This is a genomic window from Pseudoalteromonas sp. SWXJZ94C, from assembly GCF_015864385.1.
Classification (GTDB): Bacteria; Pseudomonadota; Gammaproteobacteria; order Enterobacterales; family Alteromonadaceae; genus Pseudoalteromonas.
This window is the reverse complement of sequence record NZ_JADYXF010000002.1, coordinates 124,670-147,312: the sequence shown is the minus strand read 5'-3', so window position 1 is coordinate 147,312 and position 22,643 is coordinate 124,670. Positions and strand designations below refer to the sequence as shown.

At 36.5% G+C, this 22,643-nt stretch carries 19 protein-coding genes; 8 read left to right on the top strand and 11 right to left on the bottom strand.

Going from position 1 to position 22,643, the window contains the following annotated elements; genetic code table 11:
• The first annotated feature begins 158 nt into the window (after window positions 1-158).
• Window positions 159-494: a ribonuclease E inhibitor RraB gene (locus I6F65_RS01440; RefSeq protein ID WP_024612593.1), complete on the top strand. Its 336-nt coding sequence runs from the start codon at window positions 159-161 to the stop codon at window positions 492-494.
• Between the two features lie 29 nt (window positions 495-523).
• Here the strand turns inward: I6F65_RS01440 and I6F65_RS01435 are convergent, their stop codons facing one another.
• From I6F65_RS01435 to I6F65_RS01410, 6 genes are all read right to left on the bottom strand, one after another.
• A complete protein-coding gene (locus I6F65_RS01435) occupies window positions 524-2,275 on the bottom strand; it encodes a DEAD/DEAH box helicase (protein WP_024612594.1) in 1,752 nt (583 codons plus the stop codon).
• Between the two features lie 123 nt (window positions 2,276-2,398).
• A complete protein-coding gene (locus I6F65_RS01430; RefSeq protein WP_024612595.1) occupies window positions 2,399-2,701 on the bottom strand; it encodes an H-NS family nucleoid-associated regulatory protein in 303 nt (100 codons plus the stop codon).
• 904 nt (window positions 2,702-3,605) lie between these two features.
• Window positions 3,606-6,449 (bottom strand): TonB-dependent receptor, encoded by a 2,844-nt coding sequence (locus I6F65_RS01425; RefSeq protein ID WP_197111170.1) that lies wholly within the window; start codon window positions 6,447-6,449, stop codon window positions 3,606-3,608.
• A gap of 370 nt (window positions 6,450-6,819) precedes the next feature.
• Window positions 6,820-8,763: a S9 family peptidase gene (locus I6F65_RS01420; protein ID WP_197111169.1), complete on the bottom strand. Its 1,944-nt coding sequence runs from the start codon at window positions 8,761-8,763 to the stop codon at window positions 6,820-6,822.
• Between the two features lie 135 nt (window positions 8,764-8,898).
• Complete coding sequence (locus tag I6F65_RS01415) at window positions 8,899-11,553, bottom strand: TonB-dependent receptor (RefSeq protein WP_024611743.1); 2,655 nt, start codon at window positions 11,551-11,553, stop codon at window positions 8,899-8,901.
• Between the two features lie 528 nt (window positions 11,554-12,081).
• Window positions 12,082-14,436: a DNA polymerase II gene (locus I6F65_RS01410; protein ID WP_197111168.1), complete on the bottom strand. Its 2,355-nt coding sequence runs from the start codon at window positions 14,434-14,436 to the stop codon at window positions 12,082-12,084.
• Between the two features lie 60 nt (window positions 14,437-14,496).
• On the opposite strand from I6F65_RS01410, the gene dinG reads away from it, so the two are divergent.
• From dinG to I6F65_RS01380, 6 genes are read left to right on the top strand one after another with little or no spacing between them, the layout of a single operon-like run.
• Complete coding sequence (dinG, locus tag I6F65_RS01405; RefSeq protein ID WP_197111167.1) at window positions 14,497-16,572, top strand: ATP-dependent DNA helicase DinG; 2,076 nt, start codon at window positions 14,497-14,499, stop codon at window positions 16,570-16,572.
• Window positions 16,572-17,348 carry a TSUP family transporter gene (locus I6F65_RS01400; protein WP_024611740.1) on the top strand — a complete coding sequence of 259 codons (777 nt, stop codon included), beginning with the start codon at window positions 16,572-16,574 and terminating at the stop codon, window positions 17,346-17,348. Before dinG ends, I6F65_RS01400 begins: the two co-directional genes overlap by 1 nt.
• 1 nt (window position 17,349) lies before the next feature.
• Window positions 17,350-17,958 (top strand): primosomal replication protein, encoded by a 609-nt coding sequence (locus tag I6F65_RS01395; protein ID WP_165725431.1) that lies wholly within the window; start codon window positions 17,350-17,352, stop codon window positions 17,956-17,958.
• A 13-nt stretch (window positions 17,959-17,971) separates the two neighbouring features.
• Window positions 17,972-18,865, top strand: coding sequence for a histone deacetylase (locus I6F65_RS01390; protein WP_197111166.1), 894 nt, complete (start codon window positions 17,972-17,974; stop codon window positions 18,863-18,865).
• A 51-nt stretch (window positions 18,866-18,916) separates the two neighbouring features.
• Window positions 18,917-19,198, top strand: a complete 282-nt coding sequence (locus tag I6F65_RS01385) for a late competence development ComFB family protein (protein WP_024611737.1) — start codon at window positions 18,917-18,919, stop codon at window positions 19,196-19,198.
• Window positions 19,182-19,334: a YbaM family protein gene (locus tag I6F65_RS01380; protein ID WP_076917059.1), complete on the top strand. Its 153-nt coding sequence runs from the start codon at window positions 19,182-19,184 to the stop codon at window positions 19,332-19,334. Before I6F65_RS01385 ends, I6F65_RS01380 begins: the two co-directional genes overlap by 17 nt.
• 2 nt (window positions 19,335-19,336) lie before the next feature.
• Here I6F65_RS01380 and I6F65_RS21675 read toward each other — a convergent pair whose 3' ends face one another.
• Window positions 19,337-19,645, bottom strand: a complete 309-nt coding sequence (locus I6F65_RS21675; RefSeq protein ID WP_231613072.1) for a hypothetical protein — start codon at window positions 19,643-19,645, stop codon at window positions 19,337-19,339.
• A gap of 25 nt (window positions 19,646-19,670) precedes the next feature.
• Window positions 19,671-19,853 carry a hypothetical protein gene (locus tag I6F65_RS21670; RefSeq protein ID WP_231613071.1) on the bottom strand — a complete coding sequence of 61 codons (183 nt, stop codon included), beginning with the start codon at window positions 19,851-19,853 and terminating at the stop codon, window positions 19,671-19,673.
• Between the two features lie 105 nt (window positions 19,854-19,958).
• On the opposite strand from I6F65_RS21670, the gene I6F65_RS01370 reads away from it, so the two are divergent.
• On the top strand, window positions 19,959-20,843 hold the full coding sequence (locus I6F65_RS01370; protein ID WP_197111164.1) for a DMT family transporter: 885 nt from the start codon (window positions 19,959-19,961) through the stop codon (window positions 20,841-20,843).
• Between the two features lie 17 nt (window positions 20,844-20,860).
• Here the strand turns inward: I6F65_RS01370 and I6F65_RS01365 are convergent, their stop codons facing one another.
• From I6F65_RS01365 to I6F65_RS01355, 3 genes are read right to left on the bottom strand one after another with little or no spacing between them, the layout of a single operon-like run.
• Entirely contained in the window at window positions 20,861-21,373 is a 513-nt protein-coding gene (locus I6F65_RS01365) for a hypothetical protein (RefSeq protein ID WP_197111162.1), read from the bottom strand.
• Between the two features lie 25 nt (window positions 21,374-21,398).
• Complete coding sequence (locus I6F65_RS01360) at window positions 21,399-22,118, bottom strand: anti-sigma factor (RefSeq protein ID WP_166113831.1); 720 nt, start codon at window positions 22,116-22,118, stop codon at window positions 21,399-21,401.
• Complete coding sequence (locus tag I6F65_RS01355; protein WP_166113834.1) at window positions 22,115-22,606, bottom strand: RNA polymerase sigma factor; 492 nt, start codon at window positions 22,604-22,606, stop codon at window positions 22,115-22,117. Before I6F65_RS01355 ends, I6F65_RS01360 begins: the two co-directional genes overlap by 4 nt.
• Window positions 22,607-22,643: the final 37 nt, after the last annotated feature.

The window sequence follows — 22,643 nt, the reverse complement described above, 5'->3', positions numbered from 1 at the left end:
TACTTTATATTCTTAAATTTTATTGATTATCATTAAGTATAATATCATAGCCATAATGAGCGTGGCATTAACTCAAGTGTTAAAATTAGTACGCGTAAAGCATTTATTTTAGTTACAATGGCAACAACAAGTACAAAATAATTTTAGTGAGTTTTTAAATGCAATTCCCAAATGATGATAATGGTCAACTTTTAGCCGAAATAGCAGCCGAAGGTATTGATTTAAGTAAAATGCATCAAGTAGATTTTTATATTTTATTTGAAAAAGAAGTTGATGCTGAAAAGTTTTCAAAAGAAATAGTATCTGATGCTTTAGTACAAAATGCAAAGCTTGAAAAATGTAAAGATACTGGAGTTTGGGAAGTTATTGCACAAGTACAAATGGTGCCCGATCACACTTTACTTGGTCAAGCAGAGCAATATATTGAAAGCATAGCCAATAGCCTTAATGGTTATGGCGATGGTTGGGGCTTAATGGATGGTGAAGAAGCTTAATCATCCATTGAAGACTCTACCAGTTAAGCTTAGCGGCTTAACTGGTTTGCCTTTCTAAAACTCCCTTTATAGTCAAATAGCTTATCTGCTACTTTCCAGCCATATTTTTTACTTTTACGAGCAATAACAAAATCAGGTGAAACCAAATCAAATTGTGCATCAATAACTTGCTGTGCCGAGTTAAAGTCTTTTGGCGTTTGCCCGTGACCTACCCGCTTACCGAATTGTTTATTAAAAATGTATTGCGCACCTTTATTTCCCATATTATAAACTTCATCACAACTTGTACCATCTTCATCAAAATACGTTATTTTAATCATTTCATCTTTTAGAAGAGTAACACTAAGACCACTGCACCTTAGTACTAACGCATCTTTTAAATTAAGTGCGTTTCTTAGCTTATCATCTGGGTCTGCCATTATAGCGCCACAATCATGACACTTTCGTGCTGCAATATCGTTTTGAGCACCACACTCCTCACACTCTTTAAATCTAAAGCGGTAATCGCACTGCGCTTTAAGTCCATCATCGTCCTCTAATAATCCTTTACAACGCCTACCAAAGTGTTCGATTACTTTACCTGCAGAGTCAGTTTTTCCCCAAAAAATATTAGCAAAGCCACATCCAGGGCAAAGTACTTGTACAGGATCATTATCACTATCCCCTTTTTTATCACCCACTTCAGGATAGAATAAATCAAAGCCATTACCTGCATAGTCAATTACTAAGCAATCCTTTTTGGATTCAGATAACCTAAGTCCACGCCCAACAATTTGCTGATATAAGCTTACTGATTCTGTCGGTCGTAAAATAGCGATAAAATCGACGTGAGGCGCATCAAAACCAGTCGTTAATACTGATATATTTACTAAATATTTTAGTTGCTTAGCTTTAAACTGATTAATAATTTTGTCACGCTCGTTGTTAGGTGTATCACCTGTAATAAGTGCGCTCTGTGCTTCAGGTAAGTAACTTAATATTTCTCTCGCGTGCATAACTGTTGCAGCAAAAACCATAACACCTTCACGGGTTTCGCTGTATTCAAGTACTTGTTCTAAAATAGCCTTTGTTGCACGAGTACTGCTTTTTAACAGCGCGTTCATATCCTCACTACTATATTGCCCAAAAGCATTAGCGCTCAATGCAGAAAAGTCATAATGGCTAATTGCTGCATCAATTTCATTAGGAGGTGTAAGGTAGTTGTTTTTAATCATGTATCTTAAAGGCAACTCAAAAATACAGCTTTTAAAAGGACTCTCGCTATTTCCACGTACAAAGCCGTGATAATGATGATGGTAAATCCAACCCATACCGAGGCGAAAAGGCGTTGCCGTTAAACCCAACACTTTTAGTTTAGGATTGTGTTCCTTTAAAGCATTTATCACTTTACCGTATTGGCTTTTTTTATCGCCATTAACTCTGTGGCATTCATCAATAATAAGTAAAGAATAGTGCTCATTCAGCTTGTCTAAATTGCGAGACAAAGACTGTACGCTCGCAAACGTTACTTGATGAGAAAGTGACTTTTCTTTCAAGCCTGCCGAAAATATACTCGCCTCTAAATTAAAACTTTTATATTTTTGGGCATTTTGCTCAACTAACTCTTTAACGTGAGCAAGTACTAATATTTTTTGCTTAGCAATTCGCGCAAGTTCGGCAATAACTAAACTCTTTCCAGCACCAGTGGGAAGAACAATAACTGCGGGATCATTCGTTTTTCTAAAATGTAAAACGGTGCGTTCTACCGCTTCTTGCTGGTAAGGTCTTAGTTTATAGCTCATGGGGAAACAATTGGATTTTAATGAGGTGATTTTAGCAAAGAACTGCCATGAAATTTAAACTTTAATTTTTTAAATTGAGAGGTAAACAAAAAAGAGAAACCGAAGTTTCTCTTATCTTTAACTTTAGGCTAAAAACTTTTCAAGTTCGACACCTTCAAACGCTTTAGGACGACGGCCTCGACCAGTCCATTCAATAGTTTCACCATCAAGTTCCATACGGTACTTTGGCTTAACTTTTGTGCGTTTATCAGATGATCCATCTTGTAAATCCTCTAACGTAAGTCCTTTTTCTTTTAAAAGATCCAAAACTTCCTGTTTCGCTTTTTGCTGCTGGGTATATTTTGAAATTGCATCATTGATAAGCTGTTGCGCTTTTTCAAGATCTGTTAATGATGCTGTTTTAATAAAAGATCGGACTTCTTTCATTTATATCTCTCTTGCTTGTTAGTGTTTGCTTTTAAATTTCAAGCTAAGTATAAGCCCAACTATTTATTTTTACCATTATCGGAGCGTTAATGATCATTCAACCCTAAAAACAAGAACTTAAGTATTAGATAAAACTTAGAGGTAGTGCAATATTTAATCAGAAATGAAAGTCGATGATAAAAGTAACTACCATAATAGATTGATTTTTCTACGACATTATATTTTAAATGATTAGCCGAAAGATTATGTTGTATTAAAATAAATCACTATAGTGATACACACATATTAAACTGACTTAATCACCAACTTTACGTCAGGCTTTAGCCTGAGATTTATATGCGTATACGTAAATAAAAAAATTGACTAAAACATAAAGCTTTATTCATTCTCAATCAATTTTTTATCGAACAGTTAAGCGATTGCTCTACAAGTATTTAAGCGCATTCATCCGTTATTTATTTTTTAATATGTCAGCCTGGAACATGTATATATCCTAAGGTTAATTTGTACATGTATTGGTTTTGATGAATTGTGGCTCTTTCTTACAAATAGACATAAACACGCATAAGTACCAAATGCGCACTGCAAAATTATCCTTCTAGGAATAATTGACTATTTATTGCCTGATAGAAATATAAACAATAGGCATGAGCAGTAAACAAAAACTTGACTCAGTTTTTATCTGACCTATATGGAGGAGAGAGGGTTTAATTAAATAACACACGAGTAATTACAAAATCCATTAGCTTAAAAATCTAGTATCGAAATTAAATCTACTTAGATAAAACAAATTCCCCCCCAGAGATCAATATTACTTTATTGCTGTTATATGCTTTTTTATTAAATTATATGCATTAAAAAGCCCATAAAAATGGGCTTTTAATAGTTCAGCTATTTAAGCAGATTAGAACTTCAGATTGAAGCTTGCATGAACAAAACGACCTAACGAGTCATAAAAACCTGCAATCGTATTTGCATTTGAAGATACTGTACCACCAACTAATGGTGGCTCTTTATCAAAGATATTATTCATACCACCAGTAAAGGTTAAATGCTCGTTATATGAATAGCTACCAGAAACATCAATAAAGCTATATGCTTCAATGCCGCCATCTTCAATTAATAATGAATCTGTAGAACCTTCATAATCTACAGTTCCGTAATAGCGCCATTTAACACCAACACGCCAATCATCACGTAGGTAATTTACATTAGCTGTGTGACGCCATTTTGGAGAAGCAAAACAGTCTGTACTAACTACACCAGCACAGTCGTAAGCTAAATCAGCATCACCTAAAATTGGCTCAACTTCTTTTTGAATACTGTAGAAACCATTAATATCAAAGTTTAATGCACCTTGCTCTAGGTCCATTTTGTAACCCGCTGTTAAGTCAACGCCTTCCCATGTTTGTGCGCCAATGTTGTCACTCAAATTTGTAACAAAACCAGATTGCCCTAACCATAAACTACCAGATGGGCTACGAGAAACACTGTCACAGAAGAATGCGTCGCCTGTTTTAGCACAGTTATCAACAATACGTTCTGCGCCTATAGTGCCAACTACTTTTTCAATTTCAATTTTAAAATAATCAATTGAGAAATTAAAGTTATCGAAAGGGTTGGCAACTAAACCAATTGTAATTGTATCGCCTTCTTCTGGCTCAAGGTCCGGATTACCACCTGCAAATTGATTATATTGGCTAGCTGGAGATGCACCTATATTCCCATACTGTGAAGCACTTAACCCAGTGTTAGCACACTGACTTTGTGAAAGTACTGGCGAATCACCAGCACAAGAATCAACACCACTCCACAAACTAATACTTTGCGCAGAGAATAATTCACCAACATTTGGTGCTCGCACTACTTTTGCATAACTTGCTCTCAATTTATATGCATCAGCTAACGTGTAATCAGTACCAATTGAGTATGTTGTATCTGAACCAGTTGTTGAATAATCTGACCAACGAGCAGCAGCAGATATATTTAGTTCATCAAGTACAGGAACTTGTAATTCAGCGTAAAGCTCATTTACGTCAATAGACCCTTCTAGACTTGGTGATGGACCACCTTGACCTAACAGTTGACCTTCTTCGTATACAGTATCTGAAATACGTTCGTAATCTTGCTCACGACGCTCAAAACCAAATACAGCAGCTATAGGTGTTGACGCTGTTGGTAAAGTCCAATCAAACTCACCCGATACATAACCACTGTAGATAATTTGAGTTACTAAACCTGTTTGTATACCAACACCAGCCAATTGTGCAGCTTGTTCAGCTGTTACACCGTCTAATTCAAACACGTTATATAATAAACAATCATCTGCTTCGTCACATTCAGTGCCTACAGCACCTACGCGTGGAGCAATTTTTGGGGCTAATAAGTCATTTTTATAAACTGAACTTGACGTTGTTGCAGAGTAGTTATAGCTAACATCATAAGACCAGCTATCGTTAATTTCACCTTCCATACCCGTTAAAATGCGGTATGACGTATGCTCTAGGTTATCTTCTCGTGGACCGCCTTCAACATTACGCTTACCAATGTATGCAACAAATTGATCATCGCCACCTTGGTTAAATAAAGTTTGTAGCTGTTGTTTTTGAAGATCAGATAGTAACGGGTTATCGTAATCAAACAAAATTTCTTCATTGAAGAAAGTACCAGACTCAGCTATTTGACCCGCTGTTCTGTTGTGCATGAATGAAAATTCTAAATATGGTCTAAAGTGCTCATTTATTTCATAATCAATAAATGTACCAAACGTAAAACGCTCATTCGGGCGTAAAAAATGGTTTACTGGAGCAAAGTTATAACGGGTACCATCATCCTCAAGAAAGCCCTGACCATTTGGATTTAAGTTACCAAAGAACCTTTGATCGTAGTCAACTACGCCATCTACAACTGGGTAAATATCAAAATGAGGATTTGGTGATGTAGAAGAGCCACCACATGATTCGCCATCATCAGCTAAGGCACATGATGAATAGTCACGAGTACCTTGCACTAATTCATTTTGACGGTTGTAAGTAACATAACCTACCGCATGGCCTTTTCCGCCATCAAACCCACCACCAATAGTAAAGTCGATGCTATAAGCTTTACCATCAATACCAGTGTTACCAGTATCGTAGTCGTAGCCTCTATCATCCATTAGCCCTTGAATATATTTATTATCATTGTTGTGTTGATAGCCTGAGCTACCCACATTTAATGAAATACCATCAAACTCATCATCCATAACAAAGTTAACTACACCAGCTACGGCATCAGCACCGTAAACAGCTGCTGCACCACCAGTTAATACATCTACACGCTTAATTAGAGATGCTGGAATTTGGTTAATATCTGCAACTTGCGAAGTAATACTACCCGCTTGCATTCTACGACCGTTTATTAACACTAAAGTTCTGTTTGAGCCTAAACCGCGTAAATCAACAGTTGCAGTACCTGTTGCGCCATTTGCTAAGAAAGAGCTTTGTGCAGCTTCAATTTGTGGAAGTTGGTTTAGTACATCTTCAACACGTGTAAAACCACTTAATTTAATTTCTTCTGCAGTCATTACTGTTACTGGGCTAGATGTTTCTAGGTCGGTTCTTTTAATACGAGAACCTGTAACCTGAATTCTTTCTACTTTTTCAAGACCATCTTCTGCAGCAATTGAACTTGAAGAAAATGCAGCTGTTGATACTGCGCCAAAAGCGATCGCTAAGCGAACTGCCTTCGAAACTTTATTATTTATCATTCGATTTTCCCTTGAGATATATAGTTCTTAATTATAATTATTTAACTAATACAAACCGTGCAAAGGCGTTTTATGTATTAATCGTAAATTATTTTAGTCACTAAGTAGCGCAAAGGTCAACATATCATTAACTTTAAGGTGTTTTTATTTACTAAATTAACAATGCAATAGCTGGCAAAATAATTCAGTTTAAATTCAAACCATTGATTAAAATGAATTAAATTATAATTTAACAAACGTTATTTAAAAAAATATTTTTTACTTTTATATTGACTTCCAAGTAACAAAAAATATTTTTTGTGACAAAAAGCCGAACAGGAGGGCTGAACGGCTTAAAATATATAGATATATTTACAATACAATAAATAAGCTATTGGAGGTGCTTGGCTAGAAACCTTTCTATTTTAGTATACAGTTCTATCTTATTCTCTTCTTTTTGAAATCCGTGCCCTTCATTCTCTTTCATAATCCACTCATCATCAGATAGTGTGATACCACGTTCTTCTAATGCGTCTCTTAAATTTATTGCATGCTTTTTTACAACTCGTGGATCTTTAGCACCCTGAACTATCATCAAAGGAGCTACTATTTTATCTACATGATAAAGCGGTGACATTTTTTTCATTAGCGCTTTATCATTAGGATCGCCAATCTGCTTTTTCAATGTCTCTCTTTGTGGTTCCCAATGTTTTGGGAGAGAATCAAATAACAAGCTAACATCCGTAATACCAACATAATTAATACCACACTTGTAAAGTTCAGGTGTAAAAGTAAGACCAGCCATCGTTGCATAGCCACCGTAGCTTGATCCATAAATACATACTTTTTTAGGGTCTGCAATACCTTCGCTTACTAAATACTTAACAGTATCGGTTAAATCGTTTTGCATTTCAGCACCCCACTTACCACCATATCCTGCTTGCTGAAATTTTCGACCATATCCACCAGACCCCCGAAAGTTTACCTGTACAGTTGCATAACCACGGCTAGCAAAAAATTGTGTTTCAGGGTTATAACCCCAAGTGTCTCGAATACCATAAGGTCCTCCATGAGGATTAACTATTAAAGGTAACTTTTTACCCTTACTACCTTTTGGAATTGTTAAATAACCACGAAGTGTCAAACCATCGCGACTAGTAAACCTAATTGGTTTCATTGGAGATAGTTGACTCTTATCAAGCCAATCCATTGGTGAAACTAAAGACTTTAATGTATTTTTTACCTTATCAAATAAGTAATAATGCCCAGGGTCAGTGTCACTGCCAACATATACAATATTAAGCACTTCATCTTCTGATCGGCTTACCACACTAATCACTTTATTTTTGAAGGCACTCTCTAATGATGCCATCATCTCTGCAGTTTCTTTATCAAAATAAACTACTTCACGGTATTCATCTAAGTAACTAACCCCTATTAATTTTTTACGCTTAGTCGATAACATTAAATTAGAAACATCTACTTCTGGCATGCCAAATATCAATTCGCCTAATTCATTTTTATCTGGGTAAAAATGATAAATTGCTAAAGTATCTCTATCTATATTTGACGCTACAAATAATGTTTTGTTATCAAAGTCAAAAGCTAAAGGTGAAATACTTTCTTCATCAAGATCGTATTCACGTAGTACACGAAATTCTTTTTCTCCTTTATTTTTATAATGAAGTTTTCCTTTTAAAGCATTAATAGAAACGGCTATTCTTACTTCGCCATCATGATCTAAAAGCCAACCTTGAAAATCACCTGGGTTTTTAGCAAGAATATCCATCTTGAAATTTCTTTCTCGTTTTCGATCCCACTTACTATTTAACGGTAATTTATAAAGATCCGGAGCTTTAATATTTCTGCCATTATATTGGATAATGATATGCTCTGGATCATTAGGTAGCATATGTACAATACTTGCTGAACGAATACCTGATGACCCAACTTTAGAACCCACTAACTCTATAACTCTTGCCCTTTTAGCATTTACATTTATTTTATAAAGACTAAAAGCTTCATTTCCATCGCTATCAAGTGTAAAAACAATTTCGTCGTCATTCGCCCACGAGAAGCTATTAATATCTTGATCATCAAACTTTGTTATAGGCTTTGCATTTTTTAGCCCGTCAGTTTCAAGTATAACTATATTTTTACGTTCATTAATTGGAGACAAAACTGCCAAGTATTTTCCATTAGGAGAGAGTTGAAGGTTAGAGAATTTAGGGTTTTTGAAAAAGTCCTCAATTGTTGCTTGTGCTTTCTGTGCACTAGTTTCAAAAGAAATAATGCACAAAAAGGAAATTACGATTAATTTAAATATTGTTGACATAATATTTTCCAATTAATTTAAATACTTCATAACAGCAAATGTATGCTGATGATTTATTAGGTGTTTATTAAATAAAAAAACCCTGCTAAAAATAGCAGGGTTTAACATTTATAACTAAATTACACAGTACTTTGCTTAGAATGTTTGTTCTAAACGTAAGTATAGTGAACGACCTGTTTGATCATATAGTGACCAGTTAGAATCACGGTAATCACGGAATCCGTCATAATAGCTTGGTGCAACTTTATCAAATAAGTTATTAACACCTAATGCAATTTTAGTATTTGTAGGTGCAACATAAGTTACTTGAACATTGTGTTTGAAGTAGCTAGGAACATTAGCTAGGTAGTCAACTTCGTACTCTTCATTACCTGATTCTTGTGTACCAACATAAAACATAGTCCATGAAGCAGAGAAGTCTTCGTAAGCGTAGTTAACCGCTAAGTCAGCTTTCCACTCTGGATAATCTTGTAATCCAGCGTAATCAAATGGTTCTGATTCTGAGTCAGCTACTTCTTCAAACGATAGTACTCTTGATACATTTAATGTACTTGAGAAGTTACCAAAAGATGTATCAAAACGATATCTAGCAGTTAAATCTATACCATCTGTAGAAAGTGAACTTTTGTTAATGTAACCAGTGTACATAAAGTCAACTTTATCAGTAACACTGTTACGGTCAATTACACTTGGTAGTGAGTTTAAACCACCTTGTTCTATTTCTAGACGAAGAAGTTCAGAGTTATCTACACTATCAATCTTGTCATCATAATTAATTGAGTAATAAGTCATTTCAAGAGAAAGGTTTTCAACTGCATCCCAAACAAAACCTACTGTTGTAGAATCGCCTGTTTCTGCTGTTAACTCAGTATTACCACCAAACCATGTTGCAACTTGTTCACCAGCATCACTACAGTAACCGTCAAGCTCTTGACTTGGGTTAGCTGAACACCATGCAGTATCACGTATAGTTGGGAAGCTTAATGCATAAGATTGGAACATCTCGCCCATATTTGGAGCACGGAATGACTCACCCCAAGAACCACGTAGTAATAACGTATCCATTGGACGCCAAGTTAAACCAATTTTTGGTACAAACTTATCAAATGTTGTACTTTTTTCACCAAGGTTTGTAGTACCACTTTGCTCATATTTTTCGTAACGACCAGCAACGGTTAAATCAATATCAAATGGGAACGAAGCTTGTACTTCTACATAAGCAGCAGTACGGTCGCGATTAGCGTAAACATCATCACCGCCTGAACCACCTGAGATAAAACCATTTGCAGATTCTGGGTCACTAATCTGAGAAAAATCGATTTGCTCAAATTCACCACCAACTACACCGGCAATCATAAATTCACCGTCGTCTAGTAATGTAGTTGAAACTAAGCCATCAACCTGTTTACTTTCATAACGACCTTCATAAGTACCAGTATGATTTGCTTGTTGATAAAGCTCACTCATACTTGTACTCCAGTCATCATAAGTCATGCCTGAAACATTAAATACGTCGTACTCTCCAGTATCAATAGCTGCTTGGAAAGCAACGTCATTTACTAGATTTTTACCAAATGAATTTGTTTTAGAAACACTATTTTGGAAATTAACTTCCCAATCAATACCATTACCAACATCTGTATAACCTTCAAGACCAACTAAAATATCAGTAGTTGTTACTTCAGTCGTTGTATCACGATTACCAATTGGTACTGCACGAGTATATATACGTACATCTTCGTCTGATGGGTTGTACTGATTATCTTCACCCATGTAAATTGGTGTTGTAGATACAGGAGTACCCGCATAACGCGCATCGGTTTCATTAAAGCTAGCCATCGCACGACCAACAAAACGAATGTTATCTGCTAGTTCATATGTGAAGTTAGTTAAGAATGAGTTTTTGTTTGTATCAGGGTAAAATTTAGTAACTTCGCCATAGCTATAAGTACAACGACCATTACCGTCTGCATCAATGCCATTCACGGTATTTGGTTCAGCGTCACAAAGCTCAGAGTTTGAGTGATAACCTGTGCTATCTAAGTAGTTAGATACAGGGCTATACGTGCTATATGCACCGTAAGTTTCATCATCTAGTGCCCAAATATCTCTATCGTAAATAGCATCACTTTCCGAATGTTCAAAAGTAAAAATAATATTACCTTTCTCTGCAGTAAAACCAGACGTTACTGAGAACTTACTATTATTTCCACCTTCTACACTTGGTTTATTAAACTCATATTTAAGATTTAAACCATCAAAATCTTTTTTCGTAATGATGTTAATTACACCTGCAACAGCAGCAGAACCATATACTGCAGATGCACCATCACGTAAAATCTCAATACGTTCAACGATAGACATTGGAATAAGAGATGTATCAGCAGAAGCACCTGAAGAAGTACTTGTACCAGGCATACGACGACCATCTAACAATACTAAAGTAGCATCTGAACCTAAGCCACGTAAGTTAACGCTTGAAGTTGCAGAAGAACCGGCACCATAACCCGAAACACCAGTCCAAGAACCGAAAGAGTTTGAAGATAAGTTGTTTAATACGTCACCTACAGATGGCTCACCTGATAGGTTAATGTCTGCAGCTGTAATAACAGTTACTGGTGAACTATTTTCAAGGTCAACTTGCTTAATACGAGAACCAGTTACTTCAACACGTTCAAATCTGTTTTCACTTTTCTCAGCTGCGAATGAACTTGCCGAAAAAGCAGCAGTAGACACTGCACCGAAAGCGATCGCTAAGCGAACTGCCTTTGAAACTTTATTATTTAACATCCGATTCTCCCTAGAATACTTTGTTATTATTTGTTAATTATTATTTATCAATCGTTTTACGACCCCATTATGGGATGAAACGCAACGACTGTGTGATGAATAGTAATGCTTTAATACCAAAAAGGTCAACACCGAATTAACTTTTTACATGTAAATTTACATATGTAAGTAAGACCCGCATTCTAAGATCAATGAGTTAGGAATAACTTAAAACAATAAGCTATTGATTTAAATTGAATTTTTTATTTATCATTAAACTAAAAAATAATAGAGTTTTTAATCTAAATTATTATGAAAAATCTAAATTATTGTTAAAAATCTCAATATTACATATGAATTATTGATTAATGGCACCCATAAAAGAATTTTAATTCAACCAGATTAAATTTTTATTCATTAAAAAACAAACCGACTCCAACCCGTTACTTTTTAATAACAAAAATTAATTGTTTACAATATTAGGTTTATGCTTATTTTTGGGGTTTATTGTTTTTTAAAATAAGTACTTTATGTAATAGCGGAGCCAACTTATAAAAAACTAAGCTGCTCACCTTGGAGTTCTACTGAGGCTGATTCTAATGAGTCTAAAATCATTTGCGCGATGGGTTCTAGCTGTTTTTGTATATAAAGAGGGTAATTTAGACTGTTTTTATCTTTTGGTATTTGTGGTCCTTCTTTCGTATAAATATATTCAACAATTTGACCGCGTGTAACTTCAAAGTCAGCATTTTTAGCTTGTTGTTTTTTTATAGCTTGTACATGTGGCGGAATATTTTTTAAATATTCATGTAAATGCTGCCCTAACCGTTTTCTATAAATTAATTTGTGATCAAACTCTCCTGCATACAGTCGTTCAGTATAGTCTTTTATAATGGGCGCTATATCACTTGCTTTGAAGTTATCTTTAAATAAAGCACCAAATAGCTCTTTCTGAAACTCTTGAGCAAACTCGGTCCAATCACTTCTTACTGTTTCCATGCCTTTAAATATAAGTTTAGGTTGCTTATTATCTATTATTTGCCCTACATAGCGTTTTTTAGAACCTAATTTTTTTCCTCTTATAGTAGGCATAAAAAATGGACTATAGTGAGTTTCAAACTCAATTTCTAAATAGCTTGGCAAATTAAATTCTTTTTTAATATATTCTAGCCAACGTGTATTAATCTCACTCGCTAGCATTGCCCCAACTTCACTGCATTTTTGTGTTGAGTAATCATCACTTACTTTTACAAATGTTGAATCTGTATCACCATAAATAACTTCATAACCAAGGCTTTCGATCCATTTACGGGTTGTTTGCATAATTTCATGCCCCCGTAATGTTATTGAGCTAGAAAGCCGTGGGTCGTAAAATCGGCAACCTTTAGAACCAAGTACGCCGTATAAGCTGTTCATTATTATTTTTATAGCTTGCGATAGCATTGGCTGATTAGTGTCTTTTGCTTTTTGACGGGTATGAGTTAAATGTTCAATTAATAAAGGTAAATGATGTTCATTTCGTGAGAAAACCGCTTCATTAAACCCTCTAATAGCGTGCTCTGGTGAGCCTAACCCTTTAATTAACCCGAGAGGGTCAATACAAAAAGTTCGCATGATTGAGGGATATAGGCTTTTAAAATCTAAAACGAGTATATTTTTATAAAGCCCAGGTGTCGACTCCATTACATAACCGCCAGGGCTTTCAAAAGATAAACCATGGTCCCCTAAATTAGGCGCAATATAACCACTGCGATGTAATAAAGGTAAATATAAATTAGTAAATGCGGCAACCGAACCACCCATTCGTTCAAGCTCAAGCCCTGTTAGTTGGGTTCTGACTATTGCAAATTCAAAGAGCTTTAACTCTGTAAAAATTCTATTAACGAGTATGCAATCTTGCCGATTATAAGCAGCTAAACTTAATTTATCTTCATTAAATTGGCGGATAATTTCACTCAAACGGTTATTCGCTTGAATTAATTTAGACTCACCTAAAACCTTATGTGAAATATTGGCAAGCGAGTAATTATCAAAGTGATAAGTGGCATTCTTTAAGGTATCAATACCATCAATAACACTTCGACCTGGTAAGGTAAGGCTAGTGTAATGTCCTGTTTTTATGTTTAACGGTTGCTGATCTCTACCAAAATCAAGCGTTAATCCAAGCGCCTCTGCCCTTGAATTAAGAACAGAAAAATCAAATTCAATAACATTCCACCCAACAATAACATCTGGGTCATTATTATTTATATATTGCTGTAATTTTTGTAATAAGCTTATTTCGTCAAAGCACCAATCAATATTAAATGATTGATTATGCTCTTGTAGCTCACCAATCATTAACACCGTATCAAGACCATTTCCTACAAGTCCAACCGAAAATAATACGCCTTCTGCGTTGCACTCTATATCTAGTGAAAGCGATTTTAGTTTTGGAGTATATTCAGGGTTTGCTTTTAACTTTGCATCATCAATTAAAATAAAACCATTTTTTTGAGATACGTCTCCAGTAACCCACACCCCACCTTTTATAAAACGCTCCATTAAAAACCGATCACTGTGACGTATGTCTGCTTCGTATATATTTATACGCTCTTGAAGTAACATGCGCGCCTTATAAAGGGTGCCTGTGTCATTAAAATAGCAGCCTATGCATGCAACTCCACTAAAATGGCGCATTTCTACCATTTTAAAGTTAACACTTATATTTTCTTTATTTAGTATGCTTTGTGCAAAATTATGTTTATCTTGTGGAATAAAAAACACAGCTTGTTGGTTTTCAACAAGCACTTTAATAGGTCCATGCTCTGATACAAGCCAATAGCAAAGCGTGATCCCTCGCCTACTCTTAGATGAGTATTGTTGCCTTGATAAAATAAAGCCCTGATAGATTGCTTGTGTCAATGTACGATCCCACTTAATATATACACTGTAATTATATACATACTTTAGGTAAATCATCCCATGCTTTCTGACTCACTAAAAAAAACAATTAGGCAAGTACACCAGCATGTGGCTAGTAACCTAAATGATTATCGCCCTCGCAGCAGTCAAAACTACCTTGTTGCCGAAATAGCAAAAACCCTTGCAGGCGAATATCACAAAAAACAACGCATATGTGTTATCGAAGCTGGCACCGGTACTGGTAAGTCTCTAGCTTATTGTTTAGGCGCATTGCCTCTTGCCTTAGCTCAAAAAAAGAAGTTGGTTATTTCTACAGCAACCGTTGCGCTTCAAGAACAATTAATAGCAAAAGAGCTTCCATTTTTTAAAAAGCATTCCGGACTCGACTTTAAATTTGACTTAGTAAAAGGTCGCCATCGTTATATTTGTGCCCACAAACTACACAATGCTGTAAATGGCGATAGCCAAACACAAATGGATTTTATGCCCACGCTTACCTCACCATTAAGCCCAATGGAAACCAAATGTTTAAATGAGTTATACAACGCGTATGTAAATAAAAAATGGCAAGGTGATAGAGACAGCTGGGCTGATACCGTACCAGACAAAGTGTGGAACTTAATAGCGTGCGACAAACATTCGTGCCAGCGCCAAATGAAAGCACATCAAACGTGCCCGTTTCAGCTTGCTCGTAATCAATTAATGCAAATGGATGTGCTGGTAATTAATCACTCTTTATTACTTGCCGATTTAGACTTAGGCGGCGGTAAAATTTTACCCGAACCCGACAACACTATTTACGTAATTGATGAAGCGCACCATTTAGCGCATATAACACGCGATTTTTCTTCTGCCGCAGCAACAATTAAAGGCACGATAGAATGGCTTGATAAGCTCACTAAGTTTAGCGGGAAAATGGCTAAAATTTTAGTGGGTCAAAGGGCTATTGGACAAAACTTTAAACTTTGCGACAGTATTAACGATGCAAATAAAGATTTAAAAGTAGTTCGCGATATTCTCGATAATGCCGATTTTGAATATTCAAAAGATGATACTTATCGCTTTGAGCACGGTGAAATTCCAGAATCGCTGCACAGTAAAGCTAAAGATATAAGCGAAGCCACGCAAGACGCACTTCGTTGTTTAAACAAAATGCACGACACCCTTACCCAAGATGTAAGTGATGGCGACATAAAACCTTACGTTGCCGACCCAATACTAGGCGAAAGCGGACAATATATAAACCGATTAGAGCAATTAAATAAACTGTGGTTTAGTTACGCTAAAAAAGGTGAAGGTGCTCCTCATGCAAGGTGGATAAAACGTCTTGAATATAAAAGCCACCACGATCACTTATTAAGCGACTGTCCTATCGAAGTAGGTTACTACCTAAAAGATAAGTTGTGGAGAGAATGCGCAGGCGCTGTTTTATGCTCAGCTACGTTAAGTGCACTAGGCTCGTTTGATCACTTTGCTTACGAAACAGGACTTGCCAAAGAGGAAGGGGTTAAATTTATTAAAGTACCTTCTCCTTTTGATTATCCAAAACAAGCTACTTTACGCATTCCTGTATCTAAAATAGAACCAACCGACAAAGAATTTAGCGACCACTTAGCTAAAACATTACCAGAGTACCTAAATGATAAAAAAGCGAACCTTGTATTGTTCGCTTCTTATTGGCAAATGGACCATGTAACAAAGTTTCTTAGAACAAAAGGTTTTAACTTATTAGTACAAGGTGAGATGTCGCGAGAGGCTTTGCTTAAATTACACACAAAAAATATAGACGAAGGCAAAGGTAGTATTTTATTTGGAACTCAAAGCCTTTCAGAAGGTCTTGATTTACCTGGTAAATATTTAGAGAACCTAATTATTACTAAAATCCCCTTTGCGGTTCCTACTTCACCTATAGAAGAAGCGCAAGCAGAATTTGTGCAAAGCAAAGGCGGTAATCCATTTTTAACGATTACAGTGCCCGACGCCGCAAAGAAATTGGTACAAAGCTGTGGTAGACTGCTGCGAAAAGAGAGTGATGAAGGCTGTATTACTATTCTCGATAGACGCTTAATTACTAAGCGATACGGTAAAGCCATGCTCGACACCCTACCACCTTTTAAAAGACAAATAGATTATTAATGTTTGAACTCGCACTCGATCCAACAACCTGGGCTGTTTTATGTGCTGTTGCACTTGCCGCAGGTTTTATAGACGCTATCGCTGGTGGCGGTGGTATGTTAACTGTGCCTGCTTTATTAACTGCTGGCTTACCTCCACATTTAACATTAGGAACAAATAAACTAGCAGCAAGTTTTGGCTCCTTAACAGCAAGTTATACATATTATAAAAAAAACTTATTTAGCCCAAAATTTTGGGTCGCATCCATTATTGCCACAGCAATAGGGGCGTTAATTGGTACTGTTGTCGTTGATCACCTAAGTCTCAATTTTTTAAATAAACTACTGCCTATTATCATCATTTTAGTCGCATGCTACAGCTTGTTTGGCAACTTGAGCACAACTCAAGGCGACGAACTGCCTAAGCTCACTAAAATTATGAAAATTAAACAGTGGTTACAAGGTTTAGTATTAGGCTTTTTTGACGGTTTAGCAGGTCCTGGCACAGGTACCTTTTGGACAGCATCAAATGGCATGATTTATAAAATGAATCTACTTTTGAACTGTGGTTTAGCGCGTTCAATGAACTTTGTATCTAACTTTATATCGCTCATAACCTTTGTAGCTTTGGGGCATGTAAACTTTTTACTTGGCATTACCATGGGCTTTTTTATTATGCTTGGTGCATGGATTGGCGCCCATTCTGCGATACGGTTTGGCAGTAAATTTATTCGCCCTGTATTTAATACTATGGTTATACTTTTAGCATTAAAGCTAATTTATGAGGCTTACTTTTAATATGCACCCTACAGCTTTAGATAAACTACGCCAACAAGTTGCAACACTAAAACAACAAGCCGAGCAATTTGATAAAGCTAAACTTTTTTCTAAAAATCGCTATATGCAAGCACAGCCTAGCTTGTTTGACCGTGCAGTTTTTAGTACAAAGAGTATGAACCTAGCCGATTACGTAATAGAAATAGAAGACGAAGTATCAAGGTTACCACCAAGCGATCATCGCCATGCTTATACCTATGCATTAGAACGTATAAGTACTCAGGTACAAGCCGTATTTAACGTTATTAAATCAACGCCTATTTGGGTTAAAGAAAACAAAAGTCACTATAAACCTCGCCCTAAGCAAACCGTTTATAAGCAAGCAGTACAAAAAATCATGCAATCATCCCATGAGCTTTACGACGAATTAAAGCAAAACCATGAGTTTGAACGCCGTTTAGTGCTCATGATTGAAGAGCGTAAAATGCAAATGGATAAAGCCTCGCCAGCTAAAGCACAAAAGCTTAACCTTGAAATATTAAGCACACACGCTCGATTAGGCCGCTGCAGAAAAGCAATTTCTGCCACTGAGGATAAAATACAACAAGTAGAAAAACAGCAGCTGCGTTAAGGCGCACTTTACTATGCAGCTTTATTATCATCCATTGTATTCAGATCTTACTCTGCCAGAGCGCCATCGATTCCCTATTCAAAAGTATCAGTTACTTAAAACCGAAATAGAAAATCTAGGTGTTTCGGCTATTCACTTTCAAGATCCTAAAAAAGTAACCGCATCTCAACTTGCGCTATGTCATAGCCAACGTTATATAGATGACTTTTTAAATGGAACACTAAGTGATAAAGCGATTAAAAAGATGGGATTTCCCTATTCGCAACAACTTGTAGAGCGTACTCTTTTATCAATTGGCGGGAGTATTCAAGCTGCTGAAGCGGCTTTTAGTCACGATCTAACCTTCAATTTAAGCGGTGGTTATCATCATTCTCATAGCGATTTTGGCAGTGGCTTTTGTATTTTTAATGATTTAGCTATTGCAGCAGCACATTTAATAAATACAGAGCAAGCCGACACTGTTTTAATTTTTGATTGCGACGTACACCAAGGCGATGGCACAGCACAAATCACTAAAAACCATGACCAAATTATTACCTGCTCAATTCATTGTGATCAAAACTTCCCTCGTAATAAGCAGCAATCCACCTACGATTTTGCATTGCCCGCTAAAACAACCGACGCTGAGTACCTTGCTACATTAAGGCAAGCACTCGGTTTTTGCGTGCGCATTCATAACCCTGACATTATTTTGTATAATGCAGGCGCTGATATTTACACTAAAGACGAGTTAGGCTTGCTTAATATATCGCTCAATGGCGTATATGAGCGCGACTTGTTTGTTATCAACTTTTGTAAGCAACATCAAATCCCACTAATGTGCGCTTTAGGTGGCGGTTATCAGCGTAATTTGAGTTCACTAATTAATGTTCATAAACAACTATTTAAAGCCGCTATCGATTTATAACAAGCCTTAGTATAGACTCAGTAAAACGGATTATTTTTAAAGCGGTGGAATATGCGACTACATGAAGACATACACAACTATTACGAAAAGATTGTTCTAGAAGAAATTATTAAACGTAAACTTAATGAACAATACAACGAAGATGTAATGGCAGACTTTTGCTGTACTGTGTTAAATCAACTTCCACCTCGCTACATTCGTTACGATGTAGATATGGCATTTTATTTACCACAAACAGAACGTATACACATGGAAGAACGCGTACAAACAGCTATAAATGTTGCCATCAGCCAAATATCAAAAAAGAAAGAATTACATGACAAATCCACTTGATCAAGCACCAAAACATATCAAACTTGCAGTAGATTTAATTATGATACTAGAGCAACACGATGTTGCTCCAGAGGAAGTACTTAAAGCACTTGAAATAGTTAAAAATGACTTTGAAAAGAATCAAACTGAAAGTTAGTTTTACTCAACCAGCTCAATTGGGGAAGTTATTACAACGCCTTCGTATTTCTCACAATCAACTTTCACTTCGTTAAAGCGATGTTTAGCGCTTACTGATTTTTGACAACTTACATTTTGTGATTTTAAACCATATTGCTGTTTGTATAAGGCAACTATTTCATCAAATTGTTGCTGTTGCACTACTGAAGCTGCATTATAAAAAGCACTACACTGCGACGACCACTCATCAATCCCAGCCTCAGCTGCAACCCCTAACCAGCCCATGCCGAGTTTTGTTGACTGAGTTAAATACTGGCCTTTCAAAAACATAAACGCCAACGTGTATTGTGCGCTTTTATAGTCTAGCAGGCTCTTTTAAATAATTGAAAGCGACCTCAAACTGCCCTTTTCGATACGCTTTAATACCATTGTATTCATTCTTTTTCATAGTTGTATCACTGTAAAGGTTGATTGGGCTTGAATTACATCCCCACAACAAAGTGATAAATACCATAGAAGCTACTGAGAACTTTTTCATTCTTATCCTTAATTTATTATTTTTATATGCCAGTTCCGAATATGGCTTACACTTTTTATAAACCCTGTTATTCTAAAAACCAATCAGCATAATTAAAATACTATTATGACCTTAGCAAGCTTACTGCGATTATTTTTTCTGGCCGCTATTTGGGGCGCTTCTTTTTTATTTATGCGAATGGCAGCTAACAGCTTGGGGCCTGCGGTATTAATTGAGCTTAGAGTCGGCTTTGCTGCAGTTACTTTATTTATTGTCGCTTTGTATTTAAAACGCCGCTTAGCGTTTATCCAACATAAAAAACACTTTTTTATTATAGGCGCGTTTAATTCTGCTTTGCCGTTTTTATTTTTTGCTTACGCAGCCCAAACTATTAGTGCATCCACACTCTCAATTTTAAATTCTACAACACCAATATGGGGTGTTGTCGTTGGAATTTTATGGACGAAAACAAAGCCCAATAAAAGTATGGTGCTTGGTTTACTACTTGGCTTAATAGGCGTTGCAATACTTGTTGGGCAAAATCATTTTGTATTAACTAGCCAATCCATCATAGCTATAGTAGCAGCATTAAGCGCATCACTTTGCTATGCCATTGCATCGCATTACACCAAAAATGCGCCTAAACTGGCCCCATTCGATAACGCCCATGGCTCAATGTGGGCTTCAAGCTTTATGGTATTGCCGCTTATCTTATTTATGCCAATACGAGAAATACCAAGCACCAACGTTATGCTAGGTGTACTCGTATTAGGAGTAGTGTGTACCGCCCTTGCTTATATTTTATTTTTTAAATTAATCGACGATATAGGCCCAACTTCGGCACTCACTGTTACCTTTTTAATTCCGTTATTTGGTATATTTTGGGGGCATTTAATTTTAGATGAGAAAATAGGGTCCAATACATTACTAGGCGCATTATTTGTAATTGTAGGCACAATGCTTGTAACTGGATTTTTACCACGAAAAAAGCACTTAGCTAAAACAAGCTAAATGCTTTTACCAAACGCTTACTTTTGTGCCTTTTTGCTTAAGTTTTCAATTAAGTCTTGGGCGCTAAAACTGTTGTCGCTAGGTTTTATTCCTTTACCCATTTTAATGTCAATCAGGGTGTGCACTTCTTTGCGTTTATCATTGTTGCTCACCTGCACGCCTACGCTGCTTGACGGGCGGACGCGTGTTTCGCAGGTTAATAAACCGCAGTTTCGCTCATATTGCTGGCTTTGTGATGCACTAATAGATGACGCGGGGGCTTGCGATTTAGACTCAACAAAGGTTTCTTTATTAGTTACAACAAACCAGTCGTAGCCTTGCGCTTGGGTAAGCTCAGCCGCACGTAATAATGCATAGTCACCGGCATCGGCTACGTTGTTTGACACACTTTTAAACTCTACTCGGTATTGGTCGTCGCTAATTTTTTGTTCACTGTAACCTTGCGAGCCATTATTCGCGGCACGGTAATCAGGTTTAGATGCACAACCTGCCATTAATAGAATACTAATTATTAAAATAGATGTTTTCATAATTCACCTCGTTTTATACACACTATTATTTGTTTAACTGCCATTTTGCGCTAATTGCTTGCTGCTCTTGCGCTCTATCTAGTGGAGCGCCACTGATCATGTCATCAATAACAGTATCTAAAGCACTTTTGCTTGATGCTGTTTGATATTGCGCGTTGTTAACAGCTTGCTGTTTAGCGGTTTTCGCTTTGATTTGCCAACCGTTTTGGGTTTTACAGGCAATGCTTATTTGTGTTGTATTTTCTAAGCTTATTGCATACTGCCTACAAAGCTCACCTTGCTGACTTTTAAAGCTAAGCTGTGCATTAAATAGTGAACCATCACTCTGCTCAAACGTATCACCACTTAGCTGTGTATTAAGTGCTGTTGTAATAGTATTGCCAGCTATATTTTGCACGCTACTTGGTTGTAAATAACTGGTCATTGCAATACCAAATACCACTGCAATACTTGCCGCTACGGCTAAGCTTTTATTAGCCGATTGCTTAAGCTGTTGCCAAAGAGAAAACTGTACAACATTATTCTCTGCATTTAGTTTGGCAGCAGTTCTTGCAAGTGCATCACTCATTGGGGTTGAATCAATACTCGTTGAATTCTCTTTTACTAACGCATCCACCTCACTAAGTTCGGCTAATCGCATTACTAATTCGTCGTCGGTTTCAAGCGCTGTTCGCACTTGCTCCATATCATCATCGTTTAGTTCTGAGTCCAAAAAGGCGCTAAGTGTTTCATCGTTAATGCTCATACTTGCTCCTTATTAAAGTCAGGTTTAATTAAATTATAAAGTGTACTGCGTGCTCGTGATAACTTACTCATTACGCTACCTATAGGTATATCTAATGTATGTGCCACCTCTTTGTAAGCCATGCCCTGTAAAGCCACCAGAGATACAATCGCTCGTTGTTCATCTGGTAATTGGCCTAAAGCTACATTTACTTTTTGCATCATTTGCATCATTTCTAATACGTTATGTTCATCATTTGTTATTAGCTCTGGTAAAATATCTGCTTGCGCTGTGTTTTGTCTAACTTTGCGTGAGCGATACTCATCTATCCATACATTACGGCAAATTTTAAAAGCCCATTTTGCGGGCTCAACATCATCTGGAATACCTTTTACTAATAGTTTTTCAATTGTTATTTGCACTACATCGTCTGCATCTGCTTTACTACCTGTTAGTGAGTAGGCAAAACGCCTAAGCATAGGTAATAAGTTTTTTAATGTTTCGTTCATTGATTTACCCCTTTTATAAAGAAGACGATTCAAAAAA